At 53.2% G+C, this 15,197-nt stretch carries 8 protein-coding genes and 1 pseudogene; 1 reads left to right on the top strand and 8 read right to left on the bottom strand.

Annotated features, from left to right (window positions below):
* Window positions 1-56: 56 nt before the first annotated feature.
* The 5 genes from CEK71_RS16205 to CEK71_RS16185 form a co-directional block, all read right to left on the bottom strand.
* Entirely contained in the window at window positions 57-3,314 is a 3,258-nt protein-coding gene (locus CEK71_RS16205) for an efflux RND transporter permease subunit (RefSeq protein WP_088620351.1), read from the bottom strand.
* Window positions 3,311-4,408 carry an efflux RND transporter periplasmic adaptor subunit gene (locus CEK71_RS16200; protein ID WP_088620350.1) on the bottom strand — a complete coding sequence of 366 codons (1,098 nt, stop codon included), beginning with the start codon at window positions 4,406-4,408 and terminating at the stop codon, window positions 3,311-3,313. Before CEK71_RS16200 ends, CEK71_RS16205 begins: the two co-directional genes overlap by 4 nt.
* Window positions 4,409-4,426: 18 nt before the next feature.
* A complete protein-coding gene (locus CEK71_RS16195; RefSeq protein ID WP_088620349.1) occupies window positions 4,427-5,761 on the bottom strand; it encodes a TolC family protein in 1,335 nt (444 codons plus the stop codon).
* A gap of 77 nt (window positions 5,762-5,838) precedes the next feature.
* Window positions 5,839-7,116 carry an NAD(P)/FAD-dependent oxidoreductase gene (locus CEK71_RS16190; RefSeq protein ID WP_088620348.1) on the bottom strand — a complete coding sequence of 426 codons (1,278 nt, stop codon included), beginning with the start codon at window positions 7,114-7,116 and terminating at the stop codon, window positions 5,839-5,841.
* Between the two features lie 30 nt (window positions 7,117-7,146).
* Window positions 7,147-7,362 carry a YgaP family membrane protein gene (locus tag CEK71_RS16185; protein WP_088620347.1) on the bottom strand — a complete coding sequence of 72 codons (216 nt, stop codon included), beginning with the start codon at window positions 7,360-7,362 and terminating at the stop codon, window positions 7,147-7,149.
* A 634-nt stretch (window positions 7,363-7,996) separates the two neighbouring features.
* Here CEK71_RS16185 and CEK71_RS24325 point away from each other — a divergent pair.
* Window positions 7,997-8,116 (top strand): annotated as a pseudogene (locus tag CEK71_RS24325) (IS701 family transposase); the annotation flags it as partial.
* Window positions 8,117-8,346: 230 nt separating this feature from the next.
* Here CEK71_RS24325 and CEK71_RS16180 read toward each other — a convergent pair.
* From CEK71_RS16180 to pbpC, 3 genes are all read right to left on the bottom strand, one after another.
* Window positions 8,347-11,703, bottom strand: coding sequence for a tetratricopeptide repeat protein (locus CEK71_RS16180; RefSeq protein ID WP_088620346.1), 3,357 nt, complete (start codon window positions 11,701-11,703; stop codon window positions 8,347-8,349).
* 46 nt (window positions 11,704-11,749) lie between these two features.
* The gene (locus CEK71_RS16175) at window positions 11,750-12,808 is read right to left on the bottom strand and encodes a heparan-alpha-glucosaminide N-acetyltransferase domain-containing protein (RefSeq protein ID WP_088620345.1); all 1,059 of its coding nucleotides are present in this window, start codon (window positions 12,806-12,808) and stop codon (window positions 11,750-11,752) included.
* A gap of 83 nt (window positions 12,809-12,891) precedes the next feature.
* Entirely contained in the window at window positions 12,892-15,189 is a 2,298-nt protein-coding gene (pbpC, locus tag CEK71_RS16170; RefSeq protein ID WP_088620344.1) for a penicillin-binding protein 1C, read from the bottom strand.
* Between the last annotated feature and the right edge of the window lie 8 nt (window positions 15,190-15,197).

Genomic DNA, 15,197 nt, shown 5'->3' with positions numbered 1-15,197 from the left:
TAAAATACTTTATGACAAGATGTAGAGTCTAGCTGCCCTGACAAGGAGATATGCCGCTACACCTCCGGCAGCACCTTCTTAAGGCTATTGCGCTTTAACAAAAAATACACCACCGGAATCACCACCAACGAGAACAGGGTCGAGGCGATAATGCCGAAAATGAAGCTCCACGCCAAACCGGAGAAAATCGGGTCTAAGACGATCATCATCGAACCCAGCACAGCGGAGGCGGCGGTTAAAAAGATCGGCTTCAAACGGGTTGCCCCCGCTTCGACAATCGCCTCCGCCAAACTGATGGCCGGGTTATTCCGGTAAATGTTCTCAATAAAATCAATCAGAATAATCGAGTTGCGCACGACGATACCCGCCAAGGCGATCATGCCTATCATTGCCGTGGCTGTAAAGTAAATGGGGGTCGCATACCCGCCGACCGGGGCAGTAAACAGGTTAATGAACCAAAAACCCGGCATAATGCCAATGACCGTCAGCGGAATCGCTATCATCATAATTAACGGCACGGACAGCGAGCCGGTTTGCCCGACCAGCAACACATAAATCATCACCATCGCCGCCGCAAATGCCAGCCCCAAATCGCGGAACACATCGACCGTGATTTTCCACTCGCCCTCCCCCGCCATTTCTGCATGATAGCCGTCCGGCAAAGGCTCGCGGTCAAATACGCCGAACAAATCCAAAATGGCCTCAACCGGACTGCGCCCGGCCATTTCCCCGGTTACATAAGCCACCCGCTGCATATTTTTATGATAAATGGCCTGTTCGCCGTTTTCATGGGCGAATTGCCCAAGCTCACTCAGCCGCACTAAGGTGCCGCCCGCACTGGCTACCGACAAAGCCAGCAAATCCGCCTCGGAAGAGCGCACCGCCCTAGGCAATTGCAGTTGTATCGTTAAGGGTTGACGCTCTTGGGCAAGATGCAGTTGGCCTACCTGAACGCCTTCTATCGCCAATTGTAAGGTACGCGCCACTTGTGCGCTGCTGATACCCAGCAACGCGGCTTTATCGTGGTCGATAAGAAAATGCAGCTTACCTTGTTCGGCTTCGATGACATCATCGATATCGACCACCCCGGCGGTCTTTGCCACATCCGCCCGCACCCGTTGAGCGACCCTGAGAATATCCTGATAACGGGCTTCGGGCGGGCCGTAAATTTCCGCAACTAACGTTGACAGGACTGGCGGCCCGGGCGGCATTTCGACAATTTTGACATTCGCGCCATAGCGTTTTTCGATGCGGTCAATGTCCGGCCTGATGCGTAGGGCAATCGCGTGCGAAGACTGTTCACGCCGGGTCTTATCCGCTAACACGATACGGATATCGCCGACATTCGCCCCTTGGCGCAGATAGTAATGCCGCACCATACCGTTAAAATCCATAGGCGACGCCAGCCCGACATAGCGTTGATAACTGCTGACTTCGTTGACACTGGCAAGGTATTGCCCTAAAGCGGCGGCAACTTCATCTGTCGCTTCCAAAGAACTGCCTTTCGGCATATCAATGATAAGCTGCAAGTCATTTTTATTATCAAAAGGCAATAATTTTAACGGTACGACCCGCGTCACCGCCAGCATTGCCGAAGCGACAAAAGCCAACAGCACCGCCAATAAAAACCAGCCCGCCTTGGCTTTGCTGGCTAATAAAGGCGCTAAGATCGCCTGATAGATTTTAAAGCCCCGGCTGGCTTTCAGGTCAAATACCGTATCATGGCCTTTGCCATAATCGCCTTTCAAAAGCCGATAACTCGCCCACGGCGTAACCGTAAAAGCGATCACCAAAGACAAGAGCATGGCAATTGGCACGTTAAACGCCATTGGCGCCATATACGGCCCCATCATGCCGGTAATAAAAAACATCGGCACAAACGACATAATGACCGCAAACGTCGCCAAAATGGTCGGTGGCCTAATTTCGTTGACTGCTGTTAACAGCGCCTGTAAAGGCGGCTCTTTGCGCATTTGGTAATGGCGGTGGATGTTTTCGACATCCACTATCGGGTCATCCACCAATAGCCCTAAGGACAGGATCAGCGCGAACAAAGTGACGCGGTTAATGGTATAGCCGAACAGATAATCACATAACAAGGTCACGGCAAACGTCATCGGCACCGCCAACGACACAATCAGCGATTCCTTAAAGCCCAGCGACAAAGCCAACAGCACAATAATGGTCAAAATCGCCAGCGACAAGTGCATCACCAACTCATTCACCTTATGGTCGGCAGTCGCGCCGTAATTGCGCGTGACCGTCAGCAGGACATCATCAGGAATTAACGTGCCTTTAAGCTGTTCCGTCAACGCCAAAACCTGCTCCGCGACACTAACGGCATTACTGCCGCGCCGCTTGGCGATAGCGATAGTGGTCATGTACCGCTCCTCACCTGCCATCGGCAACGGGGCTGTGTTACCGACCGTTTGCATCGCCGCCACCGCAGGGCCGAAACCGATGCGCGTGTACTCGTCAACATCCGCTGCTCCGTCGATAATTTGTGCGACATCCCGCAAATGCAGCAACCGCCCACCGACACTTTTCAACACCGTAGCACCGACTTGCCCGGCATCATCAAACGACGGCCCCGCTTCCAACACCAGCTGCTTATTGTCCGCCGTGATAGTGCCGACGTGCAGATTACTATTATTTTGCGCCAGTGCCTGCTGAATATCCGGCAAGGTCAACGCTGCCGCCTCCAATTTAGCGGGATCAGGATAAATGCTGACCCGCCGGGGCGCACTGCCGACTACCCAACTCTTGCCGACATTATCAACTTCCCGCAACCGGGCGATCAATTCATCGGCGATACGCCGCAACGCCGTTGCCTCGCCATTAGGCTGTGACGACGACAGGCTTAACAGCACAATCGGCACATCGTCAATTTCAACCGGTTTCACCAACCAATTGCTGACGCTAGGCGGGATCATGTCTTGGTTAGCCTGTAACTTATCGCGGGTTTTAATCAGGCTGCTTTCCAGATTTTCCCCCACCAAATAACGCACCGTCACCACCGCCTCGCCGGGGCGCGACACCGAATAGACATATTCCACACCCTGAATTTGCCTTAGCAAAACTTCCAACGGCGTGGTGACTTGTTGCTCAACCTCACCTGCTGACGCGCCGGGTACTTGAACGAACACATCCATGACCGGGACGATAATTTGCGGGTCTTCTTCGCGCGGGGTCAGCAGCAACGCCGCCGCCCCCGCCAGCAAGGAAATCAGCAAGAACAGCAACGACAAATGCGAAGTGGTGAACAGCCGGACAATAGCGACCGTCAGGCTGTCTTTTTTAATATCGGCGCTCATGGCTGCAACCCACTGTCCAGCAGAATAGTTTCACCCTCATGTAAACCCGATAACACCTCAACTTGCCCACCGTAGGCCTTGCCGGTGCGGATATGGCGGACATGCGCCTGCTTGCCCTCCACTACCCTAACCGCCTGCAACTGCCCGTATTGCACCACCGCCGATTGCGGTATCAACAACACTTGCTGCTGGGCTTGGCAAGCCAACTCCAACCAAGCAAACTGCCCATGTTGTAAACCGTGCGTGGCGGGTAAGCTGATTTTTATGGCTTGGCTACGCGTTTGCGGGTCAGTTTCCGGGGCGATTTCATCCACCTTGCCCTGCACCGTCTGGTGCAGGGCGTCGATACGCACCGTCACCGCCATACCCAAACCGATTTGCCCGGCACAAGTGCTGGGCACCGCCGCCTCCAGACGCAAATCATCAGGCTTCAATAAGGTGACAATCGGCTGGTTCGGCATTCCCATATCGCCGGGTTCTTGCAATCGCTCACCAATAATGCCGTCAAACGGCGCGGTTAAAACATCTTCGCCTAACAGCACTTGGCTTTGCTGGGCAGAACTGGCGGCTTGGTTCGCCAGTGCCCGCGCCGCCCGCGCCCCTGCCAATACCGCATCATAATTTTGCTTAGTAGCAGCTTGTTTAGCATATAAATCAATGATGCGCCTCTCTTCCGCCGCCGCTTGCGCGGCTTGCGCCTCGGCGGCGGCTTGGGCGGCTTGGGATGCTTGGCTGGCAGCGCGTAGCTCCCGATCATCCAGCCGGGCAAGCACTGCCCCTTTATGGACACGCTCACCTGGATGTACAGGGATATCGACAATACGCGCATTGAGTTTCGGGGCAATTTTAACGGCCAGCCGTGAGCGTACCGTACCCTGCCAAGCCGAGACATTCGTCGTCGCTTGGCGGGCAACCGTCAGCGTTGCCGCCCCAGTTGGCACCAGTTGCCCTATCGCCTCGGTAGTGCCTTGGCTAATCTTCTGCCCACCGCCTAAAAAACCTAATGCGAATAAAATCACCAATACTAAGCCGCTAATCGCGGCAACCGGTATCAACCAGGGGTAGCTTGTTAAAAATGTCTTCTGGGCGGTCATCTGAACCTGTCCTGTGTCTTATTGCCAAAAACCGATGGCCTGTTTAAGTTCCGCGTCCGCGCGTAACGCGTCAAAACGGGCGCTGATTTGCCGCGCATGGGCTTTATCACGCGCCACTTCCGCTTCAATATAGCGTGTCACCGTCACTACCCCGGCTTGCCGTTGCTCGTTGACCAAACGCAACGCCTCTTCGGCGGCTTGTACCGACACTGTCGCCACGTCAGCGCGGTTTAAGGCTTCCTGTAAATTTAATTGCGCCGATTTCAGCCCGTTTTCAATCTGCAAACGGCTTTGCCGGGCAGCTTCTTGTGCCGCTGTCACTTCATGCTCGGCTTTTTTGACTTTGGCCTGGGTAGCAAAACCGTTAAACACATCCACTTCGACTTGTACCCCGATACTGACATTATCGCGGTTGGTGCTAAAGTCCACATCCTTACTGTTCGCGCCATAACTCACATAGGCATCGGCACGCGGCAGATACGCGCCTTTAGCGGCGGCAAGCTGTTGCTCGGCAATGGCGACGCGTTTTTGCGCCGCCTGTAATTCGGGATGCTGCGCCATAGCCTGTGCCAGCAACTCCGTAAATTTTTCTGGCGGTTTAGGTAAGGCTTGCGCCAGGGTTTCCTTAAGAGCCAACGGCTCGTCCGCGGATATTCCCAACAATGTTTTCAGCATGGTCAACGCCATTTCGATGGCATTAGCGGCATGAATTTCCGCCTCTTTCGCTTCCGCCACCTGCACTTGTAAGGACAGTACATCCGATTTCAGCACCGTACCCGCCTGATAGCGCAATTGCGATTGTTCAAGCTCACTTTGCACCGCCGTCACCGAACGCTGGCTAACTTGATGGGCCTCGGCCGCCGCCAAATGCGCGTAATACGCGGCGCTGATATGATTGACCAAGCGGTTACGCACCGCCGCCTGTTCCAGCTCCGCCGCTTGCGTGCCCAACTGTGCCGCTTCGCGTAAATGGCTGTCTTGGCCGCCCCGATACAATGAATAAGTCGCCGTGACTTGCGGACGGAAGTTCTCGACCCCGCCCGGATGGTTAAAATCCGTGCCCGCAAAATTTAGCCGCCGCTGGGAAATCAGCATAGCAAACGCTTCTGCCGGATTATTGCTGTATTGATAAGACACCCCCAGCTTCACTTGCGGATAATTGGCCGCCATCGCCAACTGCAATTGGTCTTGTGCCTGCCCAAGCCTCGCTTCAATAATGGTCAGCTCAGGATTATTTTCCAGCGCGTAAGCAATCGCCTGCGGCAAAGTCAACGCCGTAGCGGGTGGTGCGGCATACACACCCGTCATCGAGCCGAGGATACCGCCGATAAGCAATGTCTTTAAATAGTTCATGAGTTCCGTAGAGTATGGCTAAATGGCTAAAACGACAAAAAGGCCAGTGAAGGTTGTGCCCTCACTGGCCGGACAGCTTATTTTGACTTTTTCAAGCGCATAATGCCCATAGCTTTTAACGGCAAGCGCTCATAAAACGGCTCGCTCAAACCCTTGCGCACTTTGCGCATGAAATACTTTTCATAAGCAATTTTTAACCAATGCACCCAACGTCCGCGTGCCGCCCATTGCACATTACGCGGCGGGATTTGCGGCATGGCCAAGAAAGCAATGCCCGAATCGCCAAAATCGGCCAAACACAAAGCATTCCAAGTCCCTTTATGGCTAGGCGCTTTACCGTCCAGCTCATCACGGATATTATGCGCCGTAGCCGTTACCATAGACTCGATCATATAGCCGGTTTTAGGCACACCCGTCGGTACAGGCGTTTGTTCCTGCGGCGGAATGGCGATACACACCCCCACCGAATAAATATTTTTATAGGTCGGGTTACGCTGATGCTCATCAACCAAGACAAACCCGCGCGGATTCACCAGTTTATCAATACCCATCAACGCATCAACGCCTTTAAAGGCAGGCAACATCATACTGTGCTTAAACGGCAACTCATGCTGTTTTTTCACCTGCCCGCTGTCATCCACTTCCGTGACATACATCATGCCGGCTTCGATTTTGTCGACTTTAGCATTGCAAATCCAATTGATATGCTTATTGCGCAACTCGCTTTCCAGCATCCCACGCGTATCACCAACCCCGCCCAGACCCAAATGGCCGATATAAGGCTCGGCAGTGACATAGGTCATTTTCACCTTGTCGCGGATTTGGCGCTTACGCAAATCGGTTTCGACAATAAACATATATTCATAAGCCGGCCCGAAACACGAAGCCCCTTGTACCGCACCAATAATAATCGGCCCCGGTTCCTCAACAAAGCCATCCCAAAATTCACCCGCCTTACCCGCATGGTCGACATGGCAAACCGATTGCGTATAACCTTCGGGGCCTAAGCCAGGGATTTCCTCAAACGCCAGTTTGGGGCCGGTGGCAATCACCAGATAGTCATAAGCCACCAACGCACCGTCCGCCAATTCCACCTGATTAGTTTCGGGGTGGAAACGGGTCACTTTTTGCTGGATAAACGTGATCTGTTTCTTTTTAAAGACCGGCACCAACTCGACTTTAATGTCTTCCGGTTTACGCCAGTTGACCCCTACCCATGGGTTAGACGGGACAAAATGGAAGGTTGGTGTATCGGCGATCACCACCACCTCATCTTCCTTACGCGCCAGTTCCTTCATTTCAAAAGACATCGGAATGCCGCCGATACCCGCCCCAACAATTACAATTTTAGCCATGACCTACTCCTCTTTTTATTATATGACTGCCTATAATTGGCAGGATGATTTAACGCCCAGTTTTTTCAGGACCATTTCCAACGGACAGAATTGGGTAAAACCGCTTTGCAATAAATTAGCCCCGACAAAGGCGGTAAACCAAAGCCAATCACGGTGCAGAAAAAACGGGCTGCCTGCCACGCCTAGGCAAAGGGACAGCAAGATGAAGCATCCGGCAACAATTCTGACGACGCGCTCGATAGTCATAATTTTGGCTCCTCAAAGGTAAAATTTTATAAATAACTCTATTATTAAATTCTAATGCTATTACTGTGCCAAATTCAAGAAAACCGTAGCCCCCTCAGCAATCTTCTGTTTTTTATGAGGAATAATAAACTTTTTATTTTCTGATGGATATGTTTCAATTAAAACGTGAAACAATTTACGTTTCAATATGAAACGCCAACGAGACACTGCAAAACTATTTTTGCTAACGGTCTGGACAATGGGCTACTGGTTCAGCCCATTAATACGGGGTAAAGACAACTTTTTAACGTGACTGTGCTTCACAAGTCATTTCTCTTACGGTTGCAAAAAAATGTTTCTTGAGTGCTTGAAAATAACAAGCCAAAAATATAAGAAGATAGGCAACAGCTGCCAAAAATCAGGCATCAAGCCTGCATCTGCTTAAACTCGATCATCAAGTTTTTCATAAAGTCACCTCTAAATAGTGGGGAAGATTAGCGGAGAGCTAAGGCTTGTTAAGGTGGGCAGCCCCCTCCCCTGATGGGTGTATGGACGTGGGACATAGGTAACACATGTTCGGGGACATGGGTGACGGTTTTTTCGGGTTATTGTGGGGCCTTTAGGTCAATAAAGGCAATCCTATATTGGCAAAAATTTCAAGCTCGAATGCCTGAAGATAAAACATAAAACCAATCATTTCGCTATGCGGGCCAAGCTGTTCGTCAAGGCCAACCAAATGGCTTATGAAGAGTTGCAAAAACTAAGGGCTGCGTAACATCAGTTAATAATGGGTGTATTACCATTTCTTGCGGTCTTTTCTACACTGAAACGCAACCGCCCTATGCTGAAAATGCACTTTATGAATCTAAAGAAGACTCTATACCAGTTTACTACCGTTCTCTTTAAAAAGAGAGCCGCGTTGGTACACTCACTTAGGCCATCGTGCAATGGCTGAAGACCATTGCACTCCGTTCTATGCTGAACAAAATCCTATAAAACCCAATCCTATGGCACTTTACCATCCGCCAGCAACGCCAGCAATTTTTCCCTAACCCTCTGTACAACCCCTTCCCAATCGCCTATTGCCGTTTGTCTGAACAACACGGTTTGCGGATACCAAGGGCTATCGGTGCGCCCGGTCAGCCAGCGCCAGTCGGCGGCAAACGGCAACAGCACCCATACAGGTTTGCCTAAGGCACCTGCGAGATGGGCGATGACGGTATCGACACAAATCACTAAATCCAGTTGGGCGACGATGGCGGCGGTGTCGGCAAAGTCTTGGATGTCGGAACCGAGATGGGTGAGCGGCAGGCCGTGCGCTTCGGCTTCGCCTTGGCCTTTTTGTAGGCTGATAAAGGCAATGCCGTCTAGGTTGAACAGAGGGGCTAAGGCGTTGAGGTGGCTGAGGGAGCGGTTAGCGTCGTTTTTGTGGAGTGCCGAGCCTTTCCATACCAAGCCGACCCGAAACGGGGCTTCTGGGAGCCGCGTTTGCCAATAGGAAATACGTTCGGGCTGGGCGTTCAGGTAGTGCGGATAAGTCGGTATGGTGTCCAAGGCGGTTTGGAGATGGAGCGGGATACTCAGCGGAAATGTCCAAAAATCATGGAATTCGATGCTGTTAATTTCTTTGGCCACTAACAGTTGGTCGACTCCGGCCAAGCTGGCGAACAAGGGCTGGAGCGGTTTTTTACAGAATAGGGTAATACAGCCTGCGCCCATGCTCTTCAGGAGAGTGATATAACGGCAAAATTGGATTTCGTCGCCAAAGCCTTGCTCAGGCCAGATTAATAATGACTTTCCTGCCAAAGGTTCGCCTTGCCATTGCCGGAACGGCAGTTTGGGTGGCACGGTGCTGCGGTTTTTTTTCTTCGGATGGTAGCGGCTTTCATAATGTTGCCAGCCTTCGCTAAACTGCCCTGCACTTAACAACACCACCGCGAGGTTATGCTGCGGTTCGATGTCCTCAGGGTTTAAGGCGATGGCCTGACGGAAGTGCGCTATGGCTTGGGGCAGGTCAACGCGGGCTTCATAGACGCGGCCTAAATTATTGTACGCCGCCGAATACTGTGGGTTTAAGGCAATGGCCTGGTTATGATAGTCGGTGGCTGAATCCAGGTCGCCGATGTCTTTATAGCAGGAGCCTAAGTTGCTATGGGCTTCTATATAGCCCGGATCGATGGCGATAGCCTGTTTAAAATGTCTGATGGCGGCGGTGAAATCCCTTTGTGCTTTGAGGAGAACGGCCAGATTATTGTGGCCTTGGGCGTAATCCGGCTTGAGTGCCAAGGCTTTTTGATGGGCGGCAAGGGCTAGCTCTAGTTGTGATGATTCTCTTAATGCTAGGCCTAAATTATTGTAAAACAGCGGATTATTGGGTTGGTAACGGATGGCGGCGTTAATGAGTTGCACGGCAATATCATGCTTGTCCAGTTGATAGGCGATTAAACCCAGAAAATGCAGGGCATCGGGGTGGTGCGGTTGGGTTTGTAGCACTTGCCGATACAGGGCTTCCGCCTGCGGCAATTGTCCGGCTTGCTGATGCGCTAAGCCGGCCCGTAATAAAGCCGCCAGATCGGTTGCCGATACGGGCGGGGCTAATCCGAGCAATCCTTTGAGCCGCTCTTTAACCCGCCCGATAAGTTCCGCCCAATCCCCGGCTTGACGTTGTCTGAACAATACGGTTTGCGGATACCAGGGGCTGTCGTCGCGCCCGGTCAGCCAACGCCAGTCGGCGTTATGGGGCAGCAGTAACCACACGGGTTTGCCCAAGGCGCCCGCGAGATGGGCGATGACGGTGTCGACACAAATCACCAAATCCAATTGGGCGACGATGGCGGCGGTGTCGGCAAAGTCTTGGATGTCGGAACCGAGATGGGTGAGCGGCAAGCCCTGCGCTTGCTCTTCGCCTTGACCTTTTTGCAGGCTGATAAAGGCTACACCTTTGAGGCTGAACAGCGGCGCTAAGATGTTAAGGTGACTGATGGAGCGGTTGGCATCGTTTTTATGGCCTGCCGCGCCTTTCCAGACCAAACCCACCCGCAACGGTGCGCTGGGTAGCTTGGTTTGCCAATGGCTGAGGCGTTCGGGCGGGGCGCTTAAGTAGGGGGTAGTGAGGATGGTCGCTAAGGTGCTTTGGCAATACAGGGGGAGGCTGAGCGGAAACGTCCAAAAGTCGTGGCGTTTGATGCGCTCTCCGGTAACGGCAAGCTGGTCAACGCCCTCAAGGCTGGCAAACAGGCTTTTGAGCGGCGTTTTACAGACTAAGGTGATGTACGCCGCACCTAGGGCTTTTAAGTGGGGGATGTAACGGCAGAATTGGATTTCATCGCCAAAGCCTTGTTCTGGCCAGACTAATAAGGATTTCCCGGTTAAGGGTTCGCCTTGCCATTGTTGGAAGGGCAATGTAGGCGGAACGATGTTGGTGCTGTTGCGGCTAGGATGGTAGCGGCTTTCGTAGTATTGCCAGCCTTCGCTAAATTGTCCTGACTTTAACAGCGTCAAAGCTAGGGTGTGGCGTAGCTCGAAATCATTGGGGCTGATGGTAAGGGCTTGCCGCAAGTGGCTAATGGCTTGGCTTAAGTCTGCTAGGGTTTCATAAACGCGGCTTAGGTTTTGGTGGATCAGTGCCGAGGGGGTGTCCAGTAACAGCGCTTGTTGGTAGGTGGCGAGGGCTGAGGTAAAGTCCCCTGCGGCTTCGTAAGTCCGTCCTAAATTATTATAGGCAGGGGCATACCGGGGATTTAAGGCCATAGCCTGTTGGTGGCAAGCAATGGCTAAGCGGTATTCGCCCTTGTCTTTATAGCAGCAACCTAAATTGCCATGGGCTTCTATATAGTGCGGATCAATAGCGAGGGCGTGTTGCAGATGTAAGATAGCGGTGTTTGTATCGCCTTGGGCAAGGGCGATGACGGCTAGGTTATTGTGGGCGGCTGCGTAATCGGGCTTGAGCACCAAGGCGTATTGGTGGGCGGCAAGGGCGGCATCCAGTTGCCCCTGTTCTTTCAACACCAAGCCTAGACTATTGTAATATAACGGGCTGTCGCTTTGGTGGCGGATCGCTTCGCTGATAAGTTGCGCAGCCATAGCGTGCTTGCCCAGTTGATAGGCGATGAGGCCCAGCAAATGCAGGGCATCGGGGTGGTGTGGCCGGATTTGCAATAGTTGCCGATAACAGGTTTCCGCTTGTGGCAATTGTCCGGCTTGCTGGTGTGCCAAACCGGCATTGAGAAAATGGGTAACGGCGGCATCAGTTTGTTGTGCTGGTGTGGGAGCTAGCGAGGCTTTATCACCGCAACATTGTTTATATTTTTTGCCGCTGCCGCACGGGCAGGGGACGTTACTGGCGATTTTTTTGGGAGCCATTCATCTATCCGTGGTTAATTAGGTTCAGTGCGGGTGACAGGTTGCTCTAGCCGCCTAAGAGAAACCGCACGATGAAGGGCAGGTTTTTCTGGCGTTGTTTAAATACCGCCAAGCCGTAGCCTATGGCGACCATCAGGCTGATGACGGTTACATAGAGCAGCAAAAATGGCACTAAGGGCAAGTTATTAAAAGCGGCTATCGGTTTAAGGGCGGTGACGAGAAAGAGCTGGTGGAACAGGTACATGAACAGGCTGGCATGGCCGAGTTTAAGGAAAGGTTGGTGCAAGGCCCAATGTTGGGTGTGGGCGACGGCATAAAAACCTGTCAGGATCAGGCCGCAAGCGGTTAGGGCGTAGCCGATGCTGGGCGGATAAAATAGCTCGGAATAACCTTCACGGATGACCAGATGCGGTTGTTGCCAAAGCCAAATGGCAATGCCGATACAGGCCGTTGTTAAGCCTATTATCAATAAGGAACGGGCGGTCAGCGCGTAACCTTTAACCGTATAAGACCCTAAGGCACTGCCTACTAAGGCAAAGCCCAGCCAAGGTATGAGCGGAAACCAGCCATCCAAGAGCAGCCGTTGCGCGGTGCTGGCCGAGAACAACAGGTGCAGATAGTCGGGAAAGCTTAAGGCCGCTAACTCGACGCTAACCAACTCTTCCCGATAGCCGAACAGCTTTTGCAGTGCTGGGGCCGACAATAGCAAGATAGCGGCAAGGATAAGCCGGGCGATAGGCTGGCAATAGCGGCTTAGGACGGCCACACAGGGAATGGCTAAGCCTGTCAGGTACAGCACGTCGTAGCCCAGCAACGGCCAGAGTTGCCAGATGATGATATCCAATAAACACGCCACGCCGATAATTAACAGGCCACGGTGCAAATAATGGCTAAAATGGCGGTGGCGGGTCTGGGTCATGACTACCATCATGCCTGCCAGAAAGATAAACAAGGGCGCGGCAAACGTGCCATAGAGCCGGAATGCCAAAACCTTGTCTTCGGCTTGGAGCAGCGAAGCACTAAAGTTGGCGGCAACCATGGTGAAAATGGCGATACCGCGCAGGATGTCGATAGTATTATTGCGGGGACGGGGTATTGGGGTCATGGCTAGCGGTAAACGGGTAAGATATGTCTGTAAACATAGTGGATAATATCCAAGAATGCAATGGTGGGATTGCCGATGCGCGGTTATGGAATGATGTCGATCTTGAGTGGCCGCTGATGGCTACGGTTATGGTCATCGACAACGCTGAGGCTGTAGAGGCCGGGATGGTCTGGCCGCCACGCCAAGCCATTGGGGTCGGTGGCGGCTGTTGTCCCCAAAAACGTTTGGTCGGCGAACCAATATAAGGTTTGGGTATCGCCAGCACTACTGGCTTGTAAGGCAATGGTTTCGGTAGGGCGTGAGCGGCGTAGCGTGTAGCTTCCGCCGGTCAATGGTGAGCGGATATGCGGCGGCTCGCCGCTTACCAAGGAAGTTTGGCAATGCTGTTCGGGTGCGGCGCGTCTGGCGATGCCCGCCTCGCGGAAAAGCTGCATGACATCGGACGGCCAAAATTCAAAGACTTCGGTATGGGACGTGGCGGCATTATAGGGTGGACAAACCGCTTTGCCAGTCAGGTTATCGACCACCACGGGCTGGTGCAGGGTGCTGATCTTAATCGGTGATTTTCCGGGGATAAACCACGTCGGTTCAGTTTTCGGACACCAACGGTTCGGCAATTCGCCGCTGGCGCTGCACACGCGCACCTGTTTGAGGGTCGCGGGCGGATGGCGGGTAGCAGTAAACTCCGCCGGACGCGCCCAATGTAAGGCATCAACCAGCCGAAAAAATAACGGGGCGGCAGCTTTAATGCCGACTAACGCGGGGTTGGCCGAGCCGTCAAAATTACCCAGCCATACCGCCAGTACATAAGGGCCGGTCACGCCAATACTCCACGCATCACGGAATCCCCACGAGGTGCCGGTTTTCCAAGCCACTGCCGCCCGCGAGGGCAGGCCGTCAGGCCGTGGGTTGGTGGCGAGCATATCCAAAACCAAATAGCTGGCTTCGGGGCTGAGCAGGTGTAAGGTATTGGTTTGGCTTGGGTTGGTTGCTAGGTGGTGCAGATAGTTGAGGGGCTTAAGTTCGCCGTGATTGGCAAGCAGTGCGTACAAGGTCACCAGTTCGGCCATGGTCAGTTCCGCGCCGCCCAATATTAAGGATAAGCCATAATGCTGTGGCGTTTGCAGTTTGCTGATACCGGCACTGCTGAGGAAGTTATAAAAAGTCGGTTGGCTTAATTGGCTGGCGACGGTTAGGGCGGGGATATTGCGGCTGCGGATTAACGCTTCGCGTACCGACAAGGGGCCGATAAAACGCCCGTCGAAATTTTCTGGCTGGAAGGCGCCAAATGCGGTAGGTGCGTCTTTGAGGATGCTCAAAGGATGGATGAGACCTTGGTCTAAGGCTAAGCCATAGACGAACGGTTTGAGTGTTGAGCCGGGCGAGCGTTTCGCCAATACGCCGTTGACCTGCCCCAAAATGGCCGGATTGTAAAAGTCTGCCGAACCTTGCAAGGCCACTACGTCCATTGTGCGGGTATCGACCAACATCGCGGCGGTATTGCGCAGGCCATAGTGCTGATATTGGCGGATATAGCTTTGGATATGGCGGTGCAGTAACTGTTGTAAATCCGGTTGCAGAGTGGTGTGCAGTTGGTGTGGCTGGGATTGCCCCGCTTGGCTAAGGACTTGGGTGGTGAAATGCGGGGCGGTGAAAGGTAGTTGCGCCAACCGCCGTAACGGGACAGGCAAGTTTTGCAATTGGCGGTCAATGGTGCTGACAGTATGGTTTTGCTGCCATCTGGCAAACAGTCTGGCGCGTACCGGATCACGCCCACCAGATGCGTTAGGGCGTTGCGGGATAATGGCTAAGGTCAGGATTTCGGGTAAAGCCAGTTGGCCAACGGTTTTGTTGAAATAAATCAGGCTGGCGGCGGATACGCCTTGAATATTATGGCCGTAAGGGGCGAGGTTAAGGTAGGCCTCAAAAATCGCCGCTTTGCTGTAGCGTAGTTCCAGCCATAAGGCTAGGCAGATTTGCCGGAGTTTGCCGCTAGGGTGGCGGGTGTCTAAGCGGTACAGCAAACGTGCCAATTGCATGGTTAAAGTCGAGCCGCCTTGCCGATGCCCACCGCTATACGTTGCCCATGCCCCGCGCAATAAAGCAATGGGGTTGATGCCGGGATGCCACGCGAACCATTGGTCTTCTTGTAACTTGACGGCTTCTTGTAAAGGCACGGGGATGTCGGCGAGCGGCGACCATAAGCGATATTGGCCGTCGGCAGCCAAAGTAAGGCGCAATAAGCTACCGTCCGCCGCTAAGACAGCGGTTGACGACGGGGCGAAGCTGGCGAGGGGCGGGTGCGGCAGGAACCGGCAAGCCGTTACCGCCGCTAACAATAAGCAGCCCGCCAAGCCGAGCGCGTAACGGCGGTAGATCATGAAAAGGC

It is taken from the genome of Methylovulum psychrotolerans (assembly GCF_002209385.1).
In the GTDB taxonomy this organism is placed as follows: Bacteria; Pseudomonadota; Gammaproteobacteria; order Methylococcales; family Methylomonadaceae; genus Methylovulum; species Methylovulum psychrotolerans.
The sequence above is the reverse complement of the archived record's forward strand: the minus strand, read 5'-3'. Positions and strand labels throughout refer to the sequence as shown.

Bases quoted from the DNA above. Each gene is read 5' to 3' on its own strand.
- CEK71_RS16200 (WP_088620350.1), bottom strand. From the start codon at position 4,408: ATGACCGCCCAGAAGACATTTTTAACAAGCTACCCCTGGTTGATACCG.
- CEK71_RS16185 (WP_088620347.1), bottom strand. From the start codon at position 7,362: ATGACTATCGAGCGCGTCGTCAGAATTGTTGCCGGATGCTTCATCTTG.
- CEK71_RS16205 (WP_088620351.1), bottom strand. From the start codon at position 3,314: ATGAGCGCCGATATTAAAAAAGACAGCCTGACGGTCGCTATTGTCCGG.
- CEK71_RS16180 (WP_088620346.1), bottom strand. From the start codon at position 11,703: ATGGCTCCCAAAAAAATCGCCAGTAACGTCCCCTGCCCGTGCGGCAGC.
- CEK71_RS16195 (WP_088620349.1), bottom strand. From the start codon at position 5,761: ATGAACTATTTAAAGACATTGCTTATCGGCGGTATCCTCGGCTCGATG.
- CEK71_RS16175 (WP_088620345.1), bottom strand. From the start codon at position 12,808: ATGACCCCAATACCCCGTCCCCGCAATAATACTATCGACATCCTGCGC.
- CEK71_RS16190 (WP_088620348.1), bottom strand. From the start codon at position 7,116: ATGGCTAAAATTGTAATTGTTGGGGCGGGTATCGGCGGCATTCCGATG.
- pbpC (WP_088620344.1), bottom strand. From the start codon at position 15,189: ATGATCTACCGCCGTTACGCGCTCGGCTTGGCGGGCTGCTTATTGTTA.